Source organism: Bradyrhizobium sp. UFLA05-125 (genome assembly GCF_059803515.1).
This window is the reverse complement of the sequence record NZ_JBANBJ010000029.1, coordinates 1-22285: the sequence shown is the minus strand read 5'-3', so window position 1 is coordinate 22285 and position 22285 is coordinate 1. Positions and strand designations below refer to the sequence as shown.

The following is a 22285-nucleotide window of genomic DNA, read 5'->3' as shown; positions in this document are numbered from 1 at the left end:
ACTCTCAATGTCCCGTATCACCACCTTGCGCACCATCCGCATCGACGAGCGGCCGAACCTGATCTGGGTCGAGGTCGAGACCGATGAAGGGCTAACCGGCCTCGGTGAGAGCTTTCGCGGCGCGCAGGCAGTCGAGGGCGCCGTGCATGAGCTTGCGGCGCCCCTGGTGCTCGGCCAGGACTCCCGGCGGATCGAGGCGATCTCCCGCCAGTTGCTGACGCCCTATCTCGGCTTTCACAGCGTCAGCGCAGAGGTTCGCGCGGCGAGCGCCATCGACATCGCGCTGTGGGACATCAAGGGTCAGCGCCACGGCATTCCCGTGCACGAAGCGCTCGGCGGCGCGAGCCGGCTCGAGATCCGTGCATACAACACCTGCGCCGGCTATGCCTACAACACCAAGAGCGCCAAGCGCCGAGAGATCGGCACTGAGGATACTGCGCTTGGCCCCTATGACGACCAGATCGCCTTCATGCGCGACGCCGGCGCGCTTGCCGAGAGCCTCGTGAGTGAAGGCTACGGCGCCATGAAGATCTGGCCGTTCGATCCCTTTGCCGCGAATGGTGGCCATTCGATCACGCTGAGCGACCTCAAGACCGGCCTCGAGCCGTTTCGGAAAATCCGCGCTGCCGTCAGCGACCGCATCGACATCATGTGCGAGCTGCACAGCCTGTGGGGCATGCAGGCGGCGGAGCGCATCTGCCGCGGTCTCGAAGATTATGGCGTGTTCTGGGTTGAGGATCCCCTCTGCAAGATGGACGACTCGCAGGGGCTCGCCGATCTGAGGCGCCGGGTGAAGACGCCGATATGCGGCAGCGAGACGCTTGCGGGTGCTGCAAGCTTCCGCAACCTGCTTGCCGCGGATGCGCTCGACGTGGTGATGCTCGACATCGCCTGGTGCGGGGGCTTGAGCGAGGCGCGCAAGATCGCAGCACTTGCAGAGGCCTACAACAAGCCGGTCGCGCCGCACGATTGCACCGGCCCGGTTGCGCTGATGGCCGGTCTGCATCTCGCCCTCCATGCGCCGACCGCGATCTTCCAGGAGGTCGTACGCGCGACCCTGTCCACCTGGTATCGCGATCTCGTGACGGAGCTTCCCGCCGTCCGCGACGGCATGGTGTCGGCGCCGCGCCGTCCCGGCCTCGGGCTCGCGCTCAATCCGGACTTGCGCGGGAGGCCGGACGCGACGGTACGCGAGTCCAAACTCGGCGCGTAACCGGCTCGCGACCGTCGCCTGTCCACGCCCGACAACAAGTCGGGCGCAAGCAGCCGCTTCGGCGTGGTCCAGCCAAGCCGCACCAAGGCGCCGCGCCGCATGCGAAGACCTAAAATGCCTCGAGCCGTCGCACCTCCTTTTCTGCAACCTTCACCAGCGGCTTCACGGCCTGATCCTCCCGACCCAGCACCACGCCGGACGCAAAGGCCCTAGCTCGCCCATTCCGGGCCGGCGTCTTGAGCGCAGCGTCAACAGCCATGTCGCGATGCGCGACAAAGTCGCTGAGCGCGCCAAGCGCGTTCTGGATCTTCTTCAGATGCCGGGACAGCCCGGAAATCTCCTTCCGCTCGTGTCTGGACGGAAACAGACTTTCAAAGAACTCGAGCGCATATCTGATCTTCTTGGCCCTGATGCGCAGCTTGTGCCGTTCCCGGGCGGACATCTCGTCGAGATGCCGCCCCTGCTTACGCAGCTTCTTGATGCGGCGATGCAGCAGCCTGGCGGCGAATTCGCAGATCGGCGCCTTAGCATCTTCTGACGCAATCGTTTGGTCAGCCTCGATCCATTGCAGCGTGTCGACCAGCAGAGACCGGTAGCGCTGCGCGTTGACGGCCTCTTTCGCGCGCGCGAACGCGCGCTCGCGCCTGGCACAGAACTCCTTCTTGATGGCCTTGCCGCCCCTGCGCAGCAACACGTCCCGCGTAGCGGGCTCGATATTCTCGGTCACGAAGACGTCGAGTTCACGCGCGGGTGCGAGTTCGTTGGTAAGCCACTTCAGTTCCCGCTTGATCCTGTTCGTGCCGGTTCCGGACAGGATATTCGAGAACAACGAGATCGCCGCACGCAGGCGGCGCAATCCTACCCGCATCTGGTGAATTCCTTCCGGATCGCCATTGCGTACCGCATCGGCGTTGCCTGAAAAATGGCGCGCGGTCGCGCGAGCGATGATCCGGAAGGCCTCGCCCGCCGTCAGCTCGGACGTCAACGCGATCGTCTCGGCGAACAGCACCGGATGCTCCTCGCCGCGCGCAAGAGCATAACCCCGGTCCGACTTTGATCGCAGATCGAGCTCGGCTTGCGATTTCCGTTCGATCGACCGTGCGACGCGAAACAAATCGACGAGCCGGCCGCTCTTGAGTTCCAGTTCAAGCTCCTCAACCGGGCTGGAGTGTTGCCCGGCGACGATATGTCCGCGATCGATGGCGAGCTCGATCTCACTTCTTCTGGTACGAAGTGGCAGCGTGATGCGGTGCACCGATGTCTCGAAAACGGGTTTCAGCTTGCGACGCAACTTCTCGGATGCAAACGACTCGAGCGGAGTACCCTGCGCCTTGCCGAGGTTCGGCGCACCGTTCTTGATCTCCGCCTCCCATTCACCGCGGCCGAACTGCGCACCGTTGGCCGACTTGACCGTCTGGACGTGCTTGTCACCGTCATCGCGCACGCGGAGCGTGAGGCCATGCCGTTTCAGCTTGCATTTTCTGGTATCGAAGTAGGTCGACACCAGATCGTTCTCGGATCTCGGTCCGATTCTGCCGCCAGCCAAGCGCCCGTTCGCCAACACCTTGTAATGGCGCACGGGCACGCGGAACTTCAGTTCGGCCTCGACAGCCATGTTGCTCTCCCGAGTTGGCTGCAGACAACGCGCGAGACACGAGCGGGGTACCACACGATGAGAGGCCACTCCGGGCGCGTAATGGCCTTCGCCGAGCGACGCTTAGTCGCATGCGCCGGATCCGCGAAATAGTCCTGAAACACAAGCGCGAGGCATTTCCGGATCGCTTCGTCGCGCTGATATCTCGCAACCAAATATCGCCGCTCATGCTTCGCAGATTTGCGAACCTATTCCGACATCGTCGCGACCAACTCAGCGATTGCAATCTTCCAAGGAGATTTAGACATGCGGATTCTTTCGACGATTGCCGTCGCCGGCATGATGATTGCAAGCGGTGCAAACGCATTTGCTGGCGAGCTTCCCTCTTACGAAGTGAAGTCATTGCCGATTTCGGCTGTGCAGGTGCAGGTGCTCGGCGCTGCCGACGTGCAGGAGCAGGCGGCGACGCCGGTGCTGGCCGTCGCAGGCATGCCCGCCTCCCCTGCGCAGATCGCAGTGCTGTCGCCGCGCGTCAAGGTGGTCGCGAGCGCGACCGCGACGAACGAGCAGCGTTAAGCAGCGCACCGTCATTCCGGGGCACGCGAAGCGGCGAACCCGAAATCACGATCTGCGTGATTGCGAGCGCGAAGCAATCCAGAGACTTATCCGCCGATAGATTCCTGGATCGCTTCCCTGCGCTCGCAACGACAGGATTGGGCGCGTGCTATCCACGACTCCAACTGTCATCGTCCGCGAAAGCGGGCGATCCAGTATTCCAGAGACAGTGCGAGGATACTGAGAAGCCGCGGCGTACTGGATTCCCCGCCGGAGCCTGTCATCGGGCTCGCCGAAGGCGAGACCCGGTGGCGGGGATGACAGCGATGCGCGGAGAAAGGCCGGAAACCAGCGTCGCGTCGGCGCCCCTACTGCTTCACCGGCGCCATCATCGCGCCGCCCTTCTTCGCGACGGGCGCGGGCGGCTTTGCGGCGACGGCTTGCGCGGGGAGATATTTTGCCAAGATGGCAGGATCGACCTGCGCGAGGTAGGTGTCCGGCAGGCGCGTCCAGCTCTCGTCCTTGCCGAGCAACGAGATGCCGAGGTAGCCGCGCAGGGTGAGCGTCTGACCATCCGGGCTGACCTTCATGTTCGCCTTCCAGATGTTGCCGTCGCGCGGATTGAGTACGTTACCGCCTTCGTACTTCAGGCCGTCGCGCTTCATGTCGCGCACGAACGACAGGCCGAGCACCGGCGCGTTCTTGCGATCATCCGTGCATTTGGTGCAGGCCTCGTTGGGGTCATCGGTCGGACGCGGGAAGGTCTTTGCGATCACGCCTTCGAAGACGCCGTTGTGGTCGATGAACAGAAACCAACCGACCTGCTTGCCGTCCTCGATCTTCTGCCAGAGGCCCGCAGCCGTCGGCTGCTGGGCCTGCGCTGCGACGGGCTGTGACATCGCAGTCGATAGCGCGAGGCCGAGCGCGACGAGCGAGAGCAGTCGGAAGCTGGAAAAGATATTCCGCATAATGATCACCTGGCTTACCCACGACTGGAATGGCCGCAGACTAAGGCTATTTCGCGAAGGGTTCCAGCACCAGAACATGGCATGTGCCCTCCCCGTTCCGGCCCGGATCAGTTGACTCCGAGCTTCTTTTGCAAGCTGGACGAAGACGTCGTGTACTGGAACACCAGCCGCTTCTCCGGATAGACGTAACGATGGGCTTTCTGCGCCATCAACGCGCCCTCGTGGAAACCGCACAGGATCAGCTTGATCTTGCCCGGATAGGTGTTGATGTCGCCGATCGCGAAGATGCCGGGCACGTTGGTCTCGAACGCGCTGGTCTCGACCGGCACCAGATTGTTCTCGAGCGCAATGCCCCAGTTCGCGACCGGGCCAAGCTTCATTGTGAGCCCGAAGAACGGCAGCATGGTGTCGCAGACGATCTCGGCGACGCTGTTGTCATTGCCCTTGATCGTCGCGCCGGCGAGCTTGCCGTCAGCGCCGGACAGCGCGGTGACCTGACCGAGCTTCAAATCCATCTTGCCTGCGGCCACCAGCGCGCGCATCTGCTCGACGCTGTGGGGGGCGGCGCGGAATTCGTCGCGACGGTGGAGCAGCGTGATGCGTTTGGCCAGCGGATGCAGATTGAGCGTCCAGTCGAGCGCGGAATCGCCGCCGCCGACGATCAGTATTTCCTTGTCGCGAAACTGCTCCATCTTGCGCACGGAGTAATGCACCGAGGTTCCTTCATAGGCCTCGATCCCCGGCACCGGCGGACGCTTGGGTTGGAACGAGCCGCCGCCGGCGGCGATCACCACCACCTTGCATTCGAACACCTTGCCGGCATCGGTGGTAACGCGAAACGCGGGATCGCCGATCTTCTCTAACGTCTCCACCATCTCACCGAGATGGAAGGTCGGATGGAACGGCTTGATCTGCTCCATCAACGCGTCCGTGAGGCCCTGCCCCGAGACGTGCGGAATGCCGGGTATGTCGTAGATCGGCTTCTCCGGGTAGAGCTCGGCGCACTGGCCGCCGACCTTGTCGAGGATGTCGACGAAATGCGCCTTCATGTCGAGAAGGCCAAGCTCGAAGGCGGCGAACAGACCGCAGGGGCCAGCGCCAATAATCAGCACATCGGTTTTGATCGCGTCGCTCATGTCGTCTCTTTATCGGTCGTTGTCGGTTGGACGGCGCCCGGCAGGCAACGGAAAAGGGCAGTTCCTGTCTAGCCAACGAGGACGGCCCAGGGAAGGCATAAAAGCATTGGCCGCCTGCTGGCAGGGCTACTTGCCGGGTCAGGATAACTGGGCTGTAACGGCGGAGGAGATGAGGGAGATCAACAGTGAACGCACCAAGCCGCCTGGATTCAGCGCCGTGCCTTGCGGATTTCCCCTATCGCCTCAGCGACAATGTGCGCTTCGGCGATCTCGATCCCAACCAGCACGTCAACAACGCGGTTTATGCCACCTATTTCGAGACCGGCCGCGTCACGCTGACGAAGGACCCGAAGATCGGGCTGACGCCGCCGGGGCTTGCCTGGATCATGGTCCGACTCGACATCCATTTCCGCGCCGAGCTGCACTGGCCGGGGACGATCGAGCTGGGGCTCGGCGTCGTGAAACTGGGACGGACGTCAGTGACCTTCGAGCAGGTCGTGTTCTCCGAAGGCAGATGCATTGCCTCCGCGATGTCGGTCGGCGTCCTCATCGAAGAGGCCTCGCGGCGGCCGACGCCGCTCACCGCCGAGGTCATCGAGAAGCTCAAGCCCTGGCACAAGCGCGGCATCGAGGTCGCGCCACCGAAGCTCGAGATTTAGAAGTCAGGCTTGCCGTTCCGGCGTCGACACCACGAGCCCGTCGAGCTCGTCGGACACCTTGATCTGGCAGGACAGGCGCGAGTTCGGGCGCACGTCGAAGCCGAAGTCGAGCATGTCCTCTTCCATCGGCGTCGGGCTGCCGACCTTCTCGCGCCAGGCTTCGTCCACATAGACGTGGCAAGTCGCGCAGGCGCAGGCGCCGCCGCACTCGGCCTCGATGCCCGGAATGGCATTGCGGATGGCGCCTTCCATCACGGTCGCGCCGTTCTCGACTTCTACCGTGCGGGTTTCGCCCTTGTGGTCGACATAGTGGATTTTGGCCATGTGTGCTCGTGCTGCCGGAGTCTTTGGAATGAGGGAGGGTCCGGGCTGTCCTATAACGGGTCGCTTGGCGCCGCGCCATAGCGTTTTCGAGCGAAGTGGAGACCGGTTCGCGTGAAGAAAACGCGTCAGAACAAGAGACTTGAGCCCGGTTCTGACCACGTCAGAACTGGACACTAGTGCGGTCGCCCAAGGGCAGTTTGCGGAATTGAGGGCCGGCCTCAGGCCCGGCGCAGCATCGTCTCGATCGCTTCGCGGGCGTCGGCCACGGCCTCCTTCAGCACGGCGAAGGCGCGGGTCGGGTTGTTGCCGGTCCGGATCGCGCATTCGAGCTCAGCGGCAGCATCCGCCACCACAAAGGCGCCGATCCCGCGTGCCGAGCCCTTCAGCTTGTGCGCCAGAGCGGATGCATCTGCGGGGAGTGCCGCCATCGCCGCGATCAGCCGGTTCGACTGCTCCGCGAACATCGCGAGCACCTCGGATTCGAGCTCTGCATCCCCGAGGGTCATGCGCGCGAGATGGTCGAGATCGAGGGGATGGTCGAGCGGAGCAAGCGGCGGCGAGGGCATCCAGTCCATCCGTTGCAGATCAGGCGTCATGGCGCAGGCCCCGGCATCGCTGGCAACGCGCCAGTCCGGCGGCGAAGCTTTTCGGCCCTCACCCAACCATGGAAATGGTTAACGGAACGTTAGTCCGGTTTTACCCAATTCCGCCCGCATGTTGCCGAAAAGTTGCCGCAATCTCTAGAGTTCCGTGGAAAATTCCATTTATTGCTAAGGCCTTACGGCCCGATCCTGTTAACGATGATTAAGATTGTCTTAATCGCGGCCATTTCATTCGCAGCGCTCTGCCAATAGGATGTTGCGGAAATTGGCGGACAAGCCGTCTCGGGTGGGGGACGGCAATGAATCCGCGTAAGCGGCATGAACCGGTCTGTGGGCTTGCGCAACACGCAGGCTGCGCGGGGTGACGTGTACTAGTAGCGAGGGCTCAGACTGAACATGGCGAATACTCCCAAGAAGGTCAAAGACCCCACGGAAGTCGCGCTTTCTGCAATCCAGGAAGCCCTGAACATCAGCGACACTGCCGCGGACACCAGTCGCGCCTCCGCGGTGCGCACGGACAACGCGCCTCCCCTGCCGCCACCGACGCCGCCCTCCTTCGACGAGCCGACCTTCGAGGCGCGCCCTGCCGCGACCGAGCGACCGGTGTTCGACCCGATCGAGGAGCCGCGCACGCCGCGCCGCGCCGCCAATGACGACCGCGAGACCATCGGTCAGCTCCTCCAGGCACTTCAGAAGGGCCGCCCTGCCCGCAGCGTCTACACCTTCGCAACTGTCTTCGCCGGCATCTGGCTTGCGGCCTGCGCCGCGCTGACCGTCGGCTTCCTGCCCTCGATCCATGCCGCCATGGGCCAGAGCGGTGGCGTGCTGGTCATCGCCGGCCTCGTCGCGATGTTCTTCGCGCCCATCATGCTCTTCTACTTCCTCGCGAGCCTCGTTTGGCGCGGCCAGGAAATGCGCATGATCGCGCAGGCCATGGCGCAGGTTGCGATCCGCTTCTCCGAGCCGGAGGGGTCGGCTTCGGATTCCATGGTCACCGTCGGCCAGGCCATCCGCCGCGAGGTCGCGGCGATGGGCGACGGCATCGAGCGCGCGATCGCGCGCGCAGGTGAGCTCGAGACGCTGGTCGCGAACGAAGTCGCCGCCCTCGAGCGCGCCTATAGCGACAACGAAGTCCGCATCCGCGCCCTGCTCCAGGACATCGCGCATCAGCGCGACAACCTGGTCGGCCAGGCCGAGCAGGTCCGCAGCGCCATTTCCGGCGTGCAGATCGACCTGCGCCACGACATCGCGCTGATCTCGGACGCGATCGCCTCGCGCGTCGACGAGGTCGCCAAGTCCATCACCGGCGCACTGGAAGAGCGCGGCGCGCACATCACGCAGGCGTTGAGCAATGCCGGCGACAACATGATTCTCGCACTCGGCGAGCGCGGCGGCGACCTGCTCGACCGCCTCGAGGAGGCCAGCAACGAGACCACGCGCGCGGTGCTCGACGCCAGCGAGCGGCTGACCACCAGCCTCAACTTCAAGACCGGTCACGTCCACGACGAGTTCGTCGACCTCGCCGACCGCGTCCACGAGATGCTGAACGAGCGCATCGATCGCATCACCGGCGAGTTCGAGCAGCGCTCGTCCGCGATCGTCGACGGCATCTCCGAGCGCACCGAGCAGGTCCACGACTCCCTGAAGAACTCCTCCGACTCGCTCCTGCTCGAGCTCGAGCTGCGCTCCAACGACCTCTCGGCCAAGATCGACGACGCCGGCCACAGGCTCGCCGGCCACATCATGACGAGCGGCGACAAGGCGAGCGAGGCGCTCGATGCCACCGTCAACACCCTGGTCGCCAAGGTCGTCAGCCAGACCGAGACTGCGCACGATTCTCTCTCCTTGCAGATGAGCGCATTCGACGAGCTGGTGAAGAACCAGGGCGCCGATCTCGTGGAGAGGTTCGCTCGCGACTCCGGCACGCTGGGCGCGCTGATCACCCGCCACATCTCCGAATTCGACCGCACGGTGAAGACCTTCGGCGGCGAGATCGTCGAGCGCATGGGACAGCGCACGACGGATATCGCCGAGACGCTGAAGACCTATGTCGACAATTTCGACACCCGCCTCACCTCGAACGGCGGCGAGATCACCGCGGCGCTCGACCAGCGCCTGGTGCAGTTCGAAACCACGCTCGGCGAACGCGTCACAAATCTCGATGGTTCGCTCAACAGCAGGCTCGCCAACTTCGACGGTGTGATCGAAGGCCACATCAAGACCCTCGACGATCAGCTCGGCGGCCGGGTCGTCGCGCTGGAACAGTCGTTCGACACCCGCGCGAAGTCGGTCACCGAGACGATCGACAACCGCCTCGGCGTACTCTCGACGTCCTTGACCGATGGTGCATCGCAAGCGATCCAGTCGATCGACTCGCGCCTCACCCACCTCACGGCGTCGCTGACCGATGGCGCGACACAGGCGATCCAGTCGATCGACGCCCGCTTGACGCACCTGACTACGTCCCTCACGGGCGGCGCGGCGGAAGCGCTGCAGTCGATGGATACGCGCTTCACCGAACTCACGCTCTCGCTGACCAATACGGCGGCGCAGGCGGTGCAGTCGGTCGACTCGCGGCTCACGCTGCTGACCTCGACCCTGTCCGACGGTACGGCCCAGGCGATCGAAGCCGTCGACCGCCGCATCAGCGGCGTGACCGAGACGATCGACGGCCGCAGCTCGCTTCTCGCCAGCACGGTCGCTGCGCGCTTCCAGGAAATCCACCAGTCCATCGAGACCAAGGTCGGCTCGGTCGCCAACGATATCGACGTGCGCGTTGCCCAGTTCGAGGACCTGCTCGGCTCGCGGGTCGAGGCCGTGGCCGGCCGCATCGAGAGCAGCGGACGCCAGGCCAGCGACGACCTGATGTCGCGCGCGGAGATGATCTCCACCACCATCCGTTCGCATGTCGAGGACGCCGAGCGTTCGCTGACCAACCTCGTGGTCAACACCAGCGAGACCATCCAGACCGGTGCCCGGACGGCGCAGCAGTCGCTGATGACGGTGTCGTCCGACGTCAATGCACAGCTGAAGATGACCTCGTCCGAGGTCGAGCGCGCGCTGACCGCCGTCGGCACGGGCGCTGCGAACTCGATCCTGACCAGCGCCCGCGAGGCGCAGTCGACCCTGGTGTCCGCATCGGGCGAAGCCGCCAACCAGATCAGGTCCCTGTCGGCCGACGTCGAACGCACCCTGTCGGCGGCGGGCTCGGCCACCGCAGCTTCGATCCTGGCCGGCGCGCGCGAGGTGCAGACGTCCCTCATCACCGCCTCCTCGGATGCCGCCAACCACGTCAAGACGCTCACGGCCGACGTGCAGCGCTCGCTGTCGCTGGCGGGCAACTCGACGGCTGAAGCCATCACCGCCGGCGCACGCGACGCGCAGAGCACGCTGATCGCGGCCTCGACCGAGACGTCGAACCAGATCAAGGCGCTGTCCTCCGACGTGCAGCGCTCGCTCTCGATGGCCGGCACCTCGACGGCCGAGTCGATCACGGCCGGCGCGCGCGAGGCGCAAAACACCCTCGTCACCGCGTCCTCGGATGCGGCGAGCCAGGTGAAGTCGCTCGCGGCCGAAGTTCAGCGCTCGCTGTCGCAGGCTGGCCAGTCCACCGCGGAGACGATCACGACCAGCGCCCGTGACGCGCAGAGCACCCTGCTCGCGGTCTCGGCCGAGCAGACCGGCCAGGTCAAATCGCTCGCGGCCGAGATGCAGCGTTCGCTGGCCATGGCCGGCGGCGCCACCATCGAGGCGCTCACGGCCGGCGTCCGCGACGCGCAAGGAACGCTCGTCACCGCCTCCTCGGATGCGGCGAGCCAGATCAAGTCGCTCTCGTCCGACATCGAGCGGACGCTCACCGCGGTCGGCGCCGACACCGCGGCGGCGATCCTCAACAGCGCACGCGAGGCGCAGTCGTCGCTGACCGCGACGTCGGCGGATGCGGCAAGCCAGATTCGCGCGATCTCGACCGACATCGAGCGGGCGCTTGGCACGGCGACCTCGAACGCCACCAACGACATCCAGACCAGCGCGCTCAATGCGCAGAACGCGCTGATATCAGCCTCGAACGAGGCGAGCTCACGGGTCAAGTCGAGCTCCGCCGACGTCGAGCGCTCGGTGCTCGCCGCCAGCGGCTCGTTCGGCCAAGCCATGACGGCCAAGACCGACGAGATCGTGACCTATGTGCAGCAGCAGGCCGACCGGCTGGCGAACTTGATCGACGCCAAGCGCGGCACGCTGGTGGACGCGATCGGCTCGAAGACCAGCCAGCTCACGCTCGACATCGACCGCGTCACCTCCGACGCGCTGAAGTCGATCGAGACGCGCGGCCAGGCGTTCTCGCAGTCGATGTCGGGCAACGGCAACGAGGTTGCGCGCACCATCAACGCGGCGAGCGAAGTCGCGACCGGAGCGGTCAACAAGTCGCTCAGGGACCTCGAGCAGACCTCGCGCGCGGCGATCGACCAGTCGCGCCAGGTTTCGATCGCGGCGGTCACCGAGATGCAGGAAACCAGCAAGATCCTGCGCACCGACACCGTCGCCCTGTTCGAGCGCCTGCGCGAAGGCAACATCCTCCTTCAGGAGGTGCTGACCGGTGCCCACGACAACCTCAACTCGCTCGAGCGTGCGCTGGTGACCCGCGTCGCCGACTTCGTCTCGGCGATGAACGACGTCACCGCACGCAATGGCGCGGCGACGCAGAACCTCGAAGAGCAGCTCAGCGTCTTCAATACCAAGACCACGAAGGCGCTGGTCGACCTCGGCGAGCTCTCGACCCAGTTCGACGCGCACGGCAAGGCGCTGGTCGATGCCGCTGCCGTCGTCGAGCACAGCAACAAGAACACCACCGCCTCGCTCGCCGAGCGCAAGCAGGCGCTGGAATCGCTGGTCACCACGATCGACCTGCGTACCGCCGACCTCGACCAGCGGCTGTCGCGCTTCACCGGCCTGCTCGATGAATCGCTTGCCGCGGCCGAAGAGCGCGCCCGCGACATCGCGCGCGTCGTGGCGGAAACCGCCGGTGCGGGATCTGCCGCGATTACCCGCCAGTTCGAGGCAGTGCGCGTGGCTTCCGAAGAGGAGCACCGCCAGACCATCGACGCCATGCACGACATCTACCGCCAGACCACCGACGAGGCGGACACGATGTTCAAGCAGTCGGCCGAGAAGTTCGGCAACCTCGTCGCCAGCATGAAGCAGATGGCGTTCGAGATGCACAACGAGCTCGAGGCTACGCGCAACGAGCTGCGCCGCGGCGTGCTCGAGATGCCGCAGGAGGCCGCCGAGAGCACCGCGCAGATGCGCAAGGTGATCGTCGACCAGATCGAGGCGCTCGCCGAGCTCAACCGCATCGTCGCCCAGCACGGCCGTGGCCTCGACGTCACGACCGCGGGCCGCGCCTCGGTTGCGCGTCAGGAAGAACCGATGCTGGCGACCGCCGTCAGCCGCGGCACCGAAACGCGCATCCGCGACACCGGCAGCGCGTCGACCCTGCCGCCGCCGGACCTCGGCGTGCCCGCCTCGCGCCGCACCGAAGCCCCTCCGGTCGCACCGGCCGGCAACGACCAGGGCCGCGACGGCTGGCTGTCGGATCTGTTGAACCGCGCCGATACCGGCCCGGCAGCTCCGACGGGCCGTGAGGCGCCGCGCGGCCGTCCGCAACAGCCGCCGCAAGCCCCGCAGAATGGCGGCAATCCGCTGGAGTCGCTGTCACTCGACATCAGCCGGCTGATGGACCGCAATCTCGCCGCCGAGATGTGGGACCGCTACCAGCGCGGTGAGAACAAGGCCTTCACCAAGCGCCTCTACACGCCCGCCGGCCAGAAGGCTTTTGACGAGGTCGCCCGCAAGTATCGCGCCGACCGCAACTTCAAGGGCACGGTCGACCGCTACATCGCGGAGTTCGAACGCCTCCTCGACGAAGTCGCCCGCGACGGCCGCGGCCCGCAGGAGCTGCGCAGCCACCTGACCTCGGAGACGGGCCTCGTCTACACCCTGCTCGCTCACTCGGCAGGACGGCTGGGGTAAGCGGTCATACTCGGGAATAGCAAAATGAAAACGGAGGCCTCACAGCCTCCGTTTTTGTTTTAGCCCGGCTGCCCGAACGACAGCCGCTCGGCCAGCACGGCCGCCTGGGTGCGCGAGCCAACCCCGAGCTTGCGCAAAATGGTCGAGACATGGCCCTTCACGGTCTGCTCGGCGATGTCGAGCTCCCCGGCGATCTGCTTGTTGAGCTTGCCCTCGACGATCATCGCCAGAATCCGCAGCTGCTGCGCCGAGAGCGAGGCCATCCGTGCAGCGAGCTCGATATCGGCGCTCTGGATCGAGCCTCTTCCTCCGACATTGGGCGGCATCCAGATCTCACCGGCGAGGATCCTGGTGATCGCCTCGGCCATCTCCGGCAGGCTGAGCGATTTCGGGATGTAGCCGGATGCGCCATAGGCGATGGCGCGGCGGATCGTGGCGGCGTCCTGCCGCGCCGAGATGATCGCGACCGGCACCGTCGGGAACTGCGCCGACAGGATGAACAACGCAGCAAATCCCTGAATGCCCGGCATCGTCAAATCCCAGAGAATCAGGTCGATCTCCTCCGACTGGGCCGACAGCACGCCGAGCGCTTCGTCGAGCGACTGGCTCGCGATGATGTCGAGATCAGGCAGAACGGTCGACAGCGCGCTGCGCAGCGCGGCCTGCACCAGCGGATGATCGTCGCCGATAAGGATGCGCGTGGTCATGCCGAGGAAGATCCCTGTCTGGTCGCGAACTGCCGGCTCAGCACCTCACCTCCGAGGAAGCGCCGGAGCGCGGCGGGCTTCACCGGCTTGAGGAGGAGCTCGCAGCCACGCGCCCTCGCCTCCTTGCGCACCGCCTCGCTGCGATCCCCGGTGACGACCAGCGCGCGGAAATCGAGATCCGCCTTCTGCCTGAGATCGTCGAGAAAGTCCAAGCCGCTGCGGGATTCATCGAGATGGTAGTCGAGCAGCACGACATCCGGCCTGCAATTCATCGCGGCGCCCATCGCTCTTGCGGCGTCGGCCGCGACGACCACGCGATGACCCCAGCCGGTCAGCAGCGCTGCAAGACCGTCGAGAATGGTCGCATCGTTATCGAGACACAGGATCGTCAGCGATCGCACCGTCATCGGCGGCGCAACGTCCGCAGGCTCGCGCTGAAGCGGCATCCCCGGCCCGCGCGCAAGCGGCACGGTGACGGCGAAGCAGGAGCCATGTCCCGGACGCGAGCGGACCTCGACCGCATGGCCAAGAAGGCGCGAGACGCGGTCGACGATTGCAAGACCAAGGCCCAAGCCTTTCTCCGATCCAGGCGCGAGCCGCTGGAACTCCTCAAAGATGCGCTTCTGGTCCTCCGAAGCGATGCCGACACCGGTATCCCACACCTCGATGCGCAGATCAGCGCCGCACCGCCGGCAGCCGAGGAGAATGCGCCCTTTCGGCGTATAGCGCAGCGCGTTCGACAGCAGGTTCTGCAGGATCCGGCGCAGCAGATGCGGATCGCTGCGCACGGCAAGCTTGCAATCGACGACGCGCAGAGCGAGGCCGCGTTCGCGCGCTAGGGCCGAGAACTCCACATTGAGCTGCACGAGAAGATCGGCGATCGGGAACTCCGTCGGCTCGGCGCGAACGGCACGGGAATCATAGGAGGAGATATCGAGCAGCGTATCGAGCACGTGCTCGGTCGAGCGCAATGCGGTGATCGCACTGCCGGCAAGGACGCGTTCCTTGTCGCCTGTGCCGGATTGCAGACTATCGTCGAGCGCTGACAGGAACAGCCGGGCCGCATTCAGCGGTTGCAGCAGATCGTGGCTCGCGGCCGCGAGGAAGCGCGTCTTGCCGAGATTGGCCTGCTCGGCCTCCGCCTTGGCCTGTTCGAGCGCCTCGGTCCGTTCGCGGACACGCAGCTCGAGATCCTCGTTGGCGCGGCGCAGGGCTTCCGCTGCGCGGTGTCGCTCGGTGACGTCGGTATAGGTCGAGACATAGCCGCCCTCGGCGATGCGATCGTAGACGATCTCGAGCACCGTGCCGTCGGGCCGCGTGCGCTCGTAGAGATAGGGCCATGTCTGCGCCGAGACGTCGCGATTGACCAGCAGCGCGGCGAATTCGGAGGCGGCATATTCGCCGCGGTCGACGTTGAAGCCGATCAGGTCCGCCAGCGGCAGGCCGACGCGCACGAGATCCGGCGGCAGGTCCAAGAGCTCGATGAAGCGGCCGTTCCAGGCCGTGATGTTGAAGTCGGCATCGAACGCGCAGATTCCCTGCGGCACGCTTTCCAGCGTGCTCTGCAACAGGCTGCGGTTGAAGCGCAAGGCCTCCGAAGCCTCATCCAGCATCGCCATCGCTGCGCGGCGCGACAGCGAGTGCCCCTCCAGCGAGGCCGCGATCACCACGCGCGCGGAGGCCGCGCCGATTGCGCCGGCAAGCAGGTTCTCGGTGAAGCGGATCGAATCGAGATCGACGAGGCCCGACGGATCGAGGCGTGGTCCACGGCCCGATCCGCGCGCCGCGAAATAGCCGTCGAAGGCGGACGCGCCGCGCTCGGCACCGACGAAGCGCAGCGCAAGTGCACGGAGATCATCGAGGCGGACCACTACGCGGGAGGACAGTTTTGGAATGGACTCGCGGACCACGCCGTCGGCAAACGCCGCCGCCTGGTTGCGCTCGACGGTGGATTGCCGTCCGAGCGCAGAGAACAGCAGGAAGCAGACGAGGTTGGCCCCGAGGCTCCAGAGCGTGGCATGCGAGATCGGATCAAGCCCTTCAAGACCAAACAGCGCATTGGGCCTCAGCGTAGCGATCTGCCACGGTCCTTGGCGAATGATCTCCTCGACCGCGGGCCAAAGCGGCGCAGCCGAGGGAAGCAGCAGCGTATAGGCCCAGATGCAAAATCCGACCGCGATCCCGATCGACGCGCCGGCCTTGTTGGCGCGTGGCCAGAACAGTCCTCCAACGAAGGCCGGCCCGAATTGCGCGACCGCGACGAAAGACAGAAGACCGATCACGGTCAGCGGGTAGGCCTGGTTGACCAGGCGATGCATGAGATAGGCGAGCAGCAGGATGCCGAGGATCGAGAGCCGGCGTACCGCCACCAGCACGGAAGCGACCGGCCGGCTCTGCGCGCGCAGGCCAAAGAACCGAGAGCGCAGCAGCATCGGCATGATGACGTCGTTGCACAGCATGGTGCTGAGCGCGACGGAGGTCATGATCACCATGCCGGTGGCCGCCGACAGCCCGCCCAGGAAAGCGATCAGACTGACGGCGTTCGCGCCCGCCGCGATCGGCAGCGAGATCACGTAGGTGTCGGGGTCCATCATCGCGCCGAACCTGCCGAGGCCGGCGGCCGCGATCGGCAGGATCAGCAGGCTGAACAGCGCGAGATAGGCCGGATAGAGCCACGCCGCCGTGCGCGAGTGGCCGGGCGCCTCGTTCTCGACGACCGCGACGTGAAACGCCTGTGGCAGGCACAAAAAGGCGATCGCCGAGATGATGATCGTCGAGGGCCACACCGGCTCCGTCGGGTCGAAGGTCAGGATTGTCGAAAGCTGCGGCTCCGACTGAAATTGCGACAGCAGTCCGCCAGGCCCGCCTGACAGGCCGAACAGCACGAACAGCGCGACGATCAGGAACGCGACCAGCTTGACGACGCTCTCGAAGGCGATCGCAAGCATCAAGCCGCGATGATGCTCGCTGGCGTGGACATGCCGGACGCCGAACACGATCGCAAACAGCGCCATCGACGCCGCGACCCCGAACGCCGAGTCCTGCCAGAAGCGCAGCGCCTCGCCGCCGGCCCGCTCCGGCTGGAGGATCAGATAATCAAAGCTCTTGCCGACGGCTTTGAGCTGAAGCGCGATGTAAGGGAGCACGCCCAGCAGAGACGCGAGCGTCACGAAGGCCGCAAGCGCCTGGCTCTTGCCGTAGCGCGCGGCGATGAAGTCGGAGATCGAGGTGACGTTCTGCGCCTTGGCAATGCCGATCACCTTGGCGAGCAGCCTCTGGCCGAACAGCAGCACCAGCGTGGGGCCGACATAGATGGTGACGAAGTCCAGTCCCGTCGTCGCGGCACGACCGACCGAGCCGTAGAAGCTCCACGAGGTGTTGTAGACCGCAAGCGTCAGGCAGTAGCTGACTGCAGCGGCCCAGGATTTGGGCGAAACCAGCGGCCCACCTGCGCTCCGCCGATCGCCCCACCAGGCAATCAGAAACAGCGTGGTTACATAGCCGGCTGCGACCGTGAGAACGAACCACGCCTGCAAGGAATCCTCACTCGAGACAGTCGGATCCGCCCGCGACAGGCGGGTCCGGAGAGCGGGCGGATACTAGAGCGTTTTCAATCGCATGGAAGGTTTTTTCAACTCCGGAGAAAGACCGGCTAAGCCCTGCCAGAGGATCGGCGGCCGGGCGACCGGCCGCCGATCAGAGGGCGTGTCAGGCAGCTTCCCGGGACAGCCGCCCCTGCGGCAGGCCCTTGAGCGCGAGGTTCACCACAACCGAGACCACGATGTTGAGGGCGAGCGCGAGCAGCCCGGTGTAGATCGCGACGGTGCCGGCGCCGAAATCGATGCCGTGCAGCGGCTTCAGTCCGTCCGACCAGGCGAGCCACGATCCACCGGCAAGGCCAACGGCCCAACCGGTCAGGAGCGCCGTGCTCGAGAACCAGTTCAGGTAGAGCCCGAAGATCAGCGCCGGCAGCGTCTGAAGGATCCACAGGCCGCCGAGCAGTTGCAAATCCAGCGCGAACTGCGTCGGCATCAGGAGGATGGCGAGCAGCGCCCCGACCTTCACCAGCATGGAGGTGATCTTGGCGACCTTCGCTTCACCCGCCGGCGTCACCTTCGGATCGACCCAGACCTTCCAGAAGTTGCGGGTGAACAGGTTGGCCGCGCCGATGCTCATGACGGCCGCCGGCACGAGTGCTCCGATCGCGATGGCTGCGAAGGCAAAGCCGGCGAACCAGCTCGGAAACAGCGTCTTGAACAGCGCCGGCACGACGTCGTTGTTGCTCGCAAGCTTGAGGCCTGCGGCGTGCCCCATATAGCCGAGCAACGCAAGCAGGCCGAGCAGCAGCGTGTAGGCAGGTAGCAGCATCGCATTCTTGCGAATGGTGTTGCCGCCGGACGACGCGAAGATGCCGGTCAGCGTGTGCGGGTACATGAAAGCAGCAAGCGCCGAGCCCAGCGCCAGCGAGGCATAAGGCACGATCTGCGCCGGCGACAACAGGACGCCGCCCGAGCCCTTTGCCGCAAAGGCCGCATCAGCCGCGGTGAAGATCGCGCCGTAACCGCCAAGCTTCGACGGCACGATCGCGATCGCGGCGATCACCACGATGTAGATCATGATGTCCTTGACGAAGGCGATCAGCGCCGGTGCGCGCAAGCCCGACGAATAGGTGTAGAGCGCGAGCACCAGGAAGGCGAGCACGAGCGGCACCTCGCCATGCAGCCCCAGCGCCTTGATCGCCACCTCCATGCCGATGAGCTGAAGCGCGATGTAGGGCATCGTCGCCAGCACGCCCGTTGCCGCGACGGCAAGCTCGAGCCCGCGCGATCCGTAAGCGCCGCGCACCACGTCGCCCGCGGTGACGTAGCCGCGATCCTTGGCGACCTTCCACAGCACCGGCATCACCGCGAAGACGAAAGGATAGACGATGATGGTGTAGGGCAGCGCGAAGAAGCCGTAGGCGCCGACCGCGTAGACCAGCGCCGGAACGGCGATCACCGTGTAGGCGGTGTAGAAGTCGCCGCCGACCAGGAACCAGGTGATCCAGGTCCCGAACTTGCGGCCGCCGAGGCCCCACTCGTCGAGATGGGCGAGCGTCTCGGGCTTGCGCCAGCGCGAGGCGACGAAGCCCATGCCGGTGACGAGGACGAACAATGCGAGGAAGACGGCGAACGCCGCGCTATCGACATCAGTCAACATGGCGCACGCTCCTGTAGACGATGAAGGTGAGGAGCGAGGTCAGCGGCACCCAGGCGAGCTGGTACCAGTAGAAGAACGGGAAGCCGAACAGATAGGGCTCCCGGATATTGTAGAACGGCACGATCATCAGCCCGATGAACGGCAACAGCAGCAACAGGCGTATCACGCTCTCTCCTCCCCTGTGAGTGACAACGACGCGCTTTGCTTGAGCGCGACTTGAGCGCGATATAGCTGAGATCGGCCGCCGGCCCTCCCCCTACCTTGGCGCGGCCAGACCCCCGTACTTTCGTATCGCGGGACTAACTTCACAGGTGCCGGGAATGCACGAGCGCGCGCGACGGCGAGGCGGCGCGACGCTGGTCGTCGTGGTGCGACCGGTGATGAGTTGGCGGAAAGAGGCCGCTACTGCCGCTTCTGCCCCTGCGCAGCCTGCGCTGGCGCTGTGGCGCGCGCATTCGTAGGTGCTGGTGCGGGCTTCGGCGGCTCGGCCGGCGGCGGGGCCTGTTGCGCGCCGCTGTTGCTGGCGCCGAACAGGACGCGGGTCGGGTTGCGATCGAAATTGTTCACGGCGCGGCTGATGTCGCCGAGGGTACGGCGGCCGTCGGTCATCAGCGCGCCGGAGCGCTTGTCGAAATCATCCGCAAGTTCGCGGATCGACTTCACGGCCTGGAAGAGCTCACCACCATCCTTGCCGCCGGCGAGCGTGTTGAGGCCGAGCATGAGGTTGTCGGCCTTCAGCATGACGCCGTCGACCTTGGCCATGACCGCATCGACGCGCTCGGAATTGCGCGCGAGCGAGTTGGTGAACGTTTCGAGATTCTTGAGCGAGTTCTTTACCGACTCCTGGTTGTCGGCGACGAGCTTGTTGATGTTCTGGAGCGTGCCGCGGATCGCTTCCGTGACGTCCTGAAGCTTGTTCGGGTCGGCGGTGAGCGTCGGGATACCGTCCTCGTCGAGCGGCGGCGCCGGGGCCGCCTCATCGCCGCCCTTCAGCGAGATCGCGGCGACGCCGGTCAGGCCCTGGAATTCGAGGCCGACCAGGGTGTCCTTGCGGATCGGAGCATTGTTCTCGACCATGGCGAGTGCGACAACCCGACGCGGGTTGTCCAGCTTCACCGAGACCACTTCACCTACCCGGATACCATTGAAATTGACGCTGCCGCCGTTGCGCAGGCCCGCCGCCGGCCCCTCGAAGACGACGCGCAGCGGGCTGCGCTGCTTGGTGGTGTGCAGCGACTGGAACCACAGCACGAAGCCGATTGCCGCGGCGATCACCGCCAGCGTGAACGACCCGATCAGCACGTAATTCGCCCGCGTTTCCATCAAGTGCTCCGGATACTCAGCTCATGACCGCGCGGGCGCGCTTGCCATGGAAATATTGCCTCAGCCAGGGATGCTGCGAGGCCTGCATGTCGGCGATCGACCCTGCAGCAATGATCTTACCGTTCCCTAAAACGGCGATGCGGTCGCACGCCGTATAAAGGCTGTCGAGGTCGTGCGTTACCATGAAAACGGTCAGGCCCAAAGTGCGCTGGAGCGTCCTGACCAGCTCATCGAAATCGCCGGCACCGATCGGGTCGAGGCCCGAGGTCGGCTCGTCCAGGAAGACGAGTTCGGGGTCGAGCGCCAGCGCACGGGCCAGCGCGACACGCTTGATCATGCCGCCCGACAGCTCCGACGGGAAGCGCTCGGCGACCTCCGGCTTCAGGCCCACCATGGCGAGCTTGGCCATGGTGATCTCGTCCATCAGGCGCTGCGAGACCTTCAGATATTCCCGCATCGGAAATTGGATGTTCTGCCGCACCGTCAGCGAGGAGAACAGCGCCCCCTGCTGAAACAGCACACCCCAGCGCCGTTCGACGCCGCGGCGCTGCGAGCTATTCGACGAATCCAGATCCACGCCGAACACTTCGATGCGGCCGGCGACCTTCGAGACGAGGCCGATGATGGTGCGCGTCAGCACCGACTTGCCGGCACCGGAGGGGCCGACGAAGCCGAGGATCTCGCCGCGCTTGACGTCGAGGTTCAGCCCGTCGAGCACGCGCGTCGCACCGAACTGCACGGTGATGTCGCGGACGCGGATGATGGGGTCTTGAATCTTGTCTTGATTCTCTTGCGCCATCATCACATCCCGATCGATGCAAAGAAGATCGCGAACACGCCATCCATGACGATCACGAAGAAGATGCCCTTCACGACCGACGAGGTCGTGTGCTGTCCGAGCGATTCCGCGCTGCCCTGCACCGCAAGGCCTTCGACGCAGGCGACGATGCCGATCACCGCTGCCATCACCGGCGCCTTGACAATGCCGACGATGAAATGATCGATCGAGATCGCATCGCGTAAGCGCAGCAGGAAGGCTTCGGGATCGACGCCGCCATAGAGCCAGGCGACGAGCCCGCCGCCGTAGAGCGCGGCCATCGCGCCGAGGAAGGCGAGGATCGGCAGCGCCAGCACCAGCGCCAGCATGCGCGGCAGCACCAGGACCTCGATCGGATCGAAGCCCATGGTACGCAGCGCGTCGATCTCCTCGCGCATCTTCATCGAGCCGAGCTCGGCGGTGTAGGCACTGCCGGAGCGTCCGGCGATCATGATCGCGACGAGGAGCACGCCGATCTCGCGCAGCACCAGCACGCCCAGCATGTCGACGACGAAGATGTCGGCGCCGAACCTGCGGAAATGGAAGATGCCCTGCTGGGCGATGATGCAGCCGATCAGGAAGGTGATCAGCACGATGATAGGCACCGCGCGCCAGCAGACCTGCTCGAGATGATGCACGGTCGAGGTCAGGCGGAACGAGCGCGGACGGATCAGCACGCGACCGCTGGCCGCGAGCACCGCACCGAGCATGTCGACGAGATCGGTCACGGTCCCGGTGAGGCCGGCGACGGCGCGGCCGATCTGCTCCAGCATGCCGGTGATGGTGATGGCACCGGCCTCGACGACCGGCGTCGCCTTGACCCTCCGCACCTCGTCGACGAGGCTCGAATAATTTGCCGACAGGCCCGCGATCTGGGTCTCGACTGCGCCTTGCGTCAGGCTGCGGCGCAGCCGCTCGATCAGCCAGGCGCCGAAGGTGTCGAGCTTGGCGACTTCGGAGACGTCGATGAAGATGTTCGGCCGGCTGCCGGCGAGCTTCTCGGCATCAGCCACCATCCGCTCGAGCGCCGGCGCGAAGCTCGCGGTCCACGTTCCCGTGGCGCAAAGCGCCAGCGCGTTGCCCTTTGCAATCCGCTCCAGCTTTGGATCACCGTTCAAGATGTCCGCTCCCTTGCGAAAGGGTCGGATGAGAAGAGATGGT

General features: G+C 65.3%; 16 protein-coding genes. 4 read left to right on the top strand and 12 right to left on the bottom strand.

Translation table 11 applies throughout. The annotated features are described in order from the left end of the window. Nucleotides 1-7 precede the first annotated feature (7 nt). On the top strand, nt 8-1213 hold the full coding sequence (locus SO156_RS23955; RefSeq protein ID WP_498536460.1) for a mandelate racemase/muconate lactonizing enzyme family protein: 1206 nt from the start codon (nt 8-10) through the stop codon (nt 1211-1213). Between the two features lie 109 nt (nt 1214-1322). On the opposite strand, the gene SO156_RS23950 is transcribed toward SO156_RS23955, so the two are convergent. Then, entirely contained in the window at nt 1323-2828 is a 1506-nt protein-coding gene (locus SO156_RS23950; protein WP_498536459.1) for a CYTH and CHAD domain-containing protein, read from the bottom strand. 285 nt (nt 2829-3113) lie between these two features. On the opposite strand from SO156_RS23950, the gene SO156_RS23945 reads away from it, so the two are divergent. Then, nucleotides 3114-3383, top strand: a complete 270-nt coding sequence (locus SO156_RS23945) for a hypothetical protein (RefSeq protein WP_498536458.1) — start codon at nt 3114-3116, stop codon at nt 3381-3383. 347 nt (nt 3384-3730) lie between these two features. On the opposite strand, the gene SO156_RS23940 is transcribed toward SO156_RS23945, so the two are convergent. Next, on the bottom strand, nt 3731-4330 hold the full coding sequence (locus SO156_RS23940) for a DUF2147 domain-containing protein (protein ID WP_458147086.1): 600 nt from the start codon (nt 4328-4330) through the stop codon (nt 3731-3733). Nucleotides 4331-4437: 107 nt separating this feature from the next. Continuing rightward, entirely contained in the window at nt 4438-5466 is a 1029-nt protein-coding gene (locus SO156_RS23935) for an NAD(P)/FAD-dependent oxidoreductase (RefSeq protein ID WP_498536457.1), read from the bottom strand. A gap of 185 nt (nt 5467-5651) precedes the next feature. On the opposite strand from SO156_RS23935, the gene SO156_RS23930 reads away from it, so the two are divergent. Then, entirely contained in the window at nt 5652-6125 is a 474-nt protein-coding gene (locus SO156_RS23930) for an acyl-CoA thioesterase (RefSeq protein WP_498536456.1), read from the top strand. A 3-nt stretch (nt 6126-6128) separates the two neighbouring features. On the opposite strand, the gene SO156_RS23925 is transcribed toward SO156_RS23930, so the two are convergent. Together SO156_RS23925 and SO156_RS23920 are read right to left on the bottom strand one after the other, a co-directional pair. After that, nucleotides 6129-6449 carry a 2Fe-2S iron-sulfur cluster-binding protein gene (locus SO156_RS23925; RefSeq protein ID WP_027528626.1) on the bottom strand — a complete coding sequence of 107 codons (321 nt, stop codon included), beginning with the start codon at nt 6447-6449 and terminating at the stop codon, nt 6129-6131. A gap of 218 nt (nt 6450-6667) precedes the next feature. Beyond that, on the bottom strand, nt 6668-7045 hold the full coding sequence (locus SO156_RS23920) for an Hpt domain-containing protein (RefSeq protein ID WP_458147089.1): 378 nt from the start codon (nt 7043-7045) through the stop codon (nt 6668-6670). A gap of 402 nt (nt 7046-7447) precedes the next feature. Here SO156_RS23920 and SO156_RS23915 point away from each other — a divergent pair, with 402 nt between their 5' ends. Beyond that, nucleotides 7448-13078: an apolipoprotein A-IV repeat region-like domain-containing protein gene (locus SO156_RS23915; RefSeq protein ID WP_498536455.1), complete on the top strand. Its 5631-nt coding sequence runs from the start codon at nt 7448-7450 to the stop codon at nt 13076-13078. A gap of 59 nt (nt 13079-13137) precedes the next feature. Here SO156_RS23915 and SO156_RS23910 read toward each other — a convergent pair whose 3' ends face one another. From SO156_RS23910 to SO156_RS23880, 7 genes are all read right to left on the bottom strand, one after another. Next, nucleotides 13138-13785 (bottom strand): response regulator, encoded by a 648-nt coding sequence (locus SO156_RS23910; RefSeq protein WP_498536454.1) that lies wholly within the window; start codon nt 13783-13785, stop codon nt 13138-13140. Next, nucleotides 13782-17321 (bottom strand): hybrid sensor histidine kinase/response regulator, encoded by a 3540-nt coding sequence (locus tag SO156_RS23905; RefSeq protein ID WP_498536453.1) that lies wholly within the window; start codon nt 17319-17321, stop codon nt 13782-13784. The genes SO156_RS23910 and SO156_RS23905 overlap by 4 nt, the downstream gene beginning before the upstream one ends. A gap of 172 nt (nt 17322-17493) precedes the next feature. Beyond that, nucleotides 17494-18984, bottom strand: a complete 1491-nt coding sequence (gene mctP / locus SO156_RS23900) for a monocarboxylate uptake permease MctP (RefSeq protein ID WP_458147093.1) — start codon at nt 18982-18984, stop codon at nt 17494-17496. Then, nucleotides 18974-19111 (bottom strand): DUF3311 domain-containing protein, encoded by a 138-nt coding sequence (locus tag SO156_RS23895; RefSeq protein WP_254106163.1) that lies wholly within the window; start codon nt 19109-19111, stop codon nt 18974-18976. The genes mctP and SO156_RS23895 overlap by 11 nt, the downstream gene beginning before the upstream one ends. A gap of 275 nt (nt 19112-19386) precedes the next feature. Beyond that, the gene (locus tag SO156_RS23890) at nt 19387-20307 is read right to left on the bottom strand and encodes an MlaD family protein (protein WP_498536452.1); all 921 of its coding nucleotides are present in this window, start codon (nt 20305-20307) and stop codon (nt 19387-19389) included. 16 nt (nt 20308-20323) lie between these two features. Then, nucleotides 20324-21106 carry an ABC transporter ATP-binding protein gene (locus tag SO156_RS23885; protein ID WP_458147096.1) on the bottom strand — a complete coding sequence of 261 codons (783 nt, stop codon included), beginning with the start codon at nt 21104-21106 and terminating at the stop codon, nt 20324-20326. 2 nt (nt 21107-21108) lie between these two features. Further along, nucleotides 21109-22242 carry an MlaE family ABC transporter permease gene (locus tag SO156_RS23880; RefSeq protein ID WP_458147097.1) on the bottom strand — a complete coding sequence of 378 codons (1134 nt, stop codon included), beginning with the start codon at nt 22240-22242 and terminating at the stop codon, nt 21109-21111. Between the last annotated feature and the right edge of the window lie 43 nt (nt 22243-22285).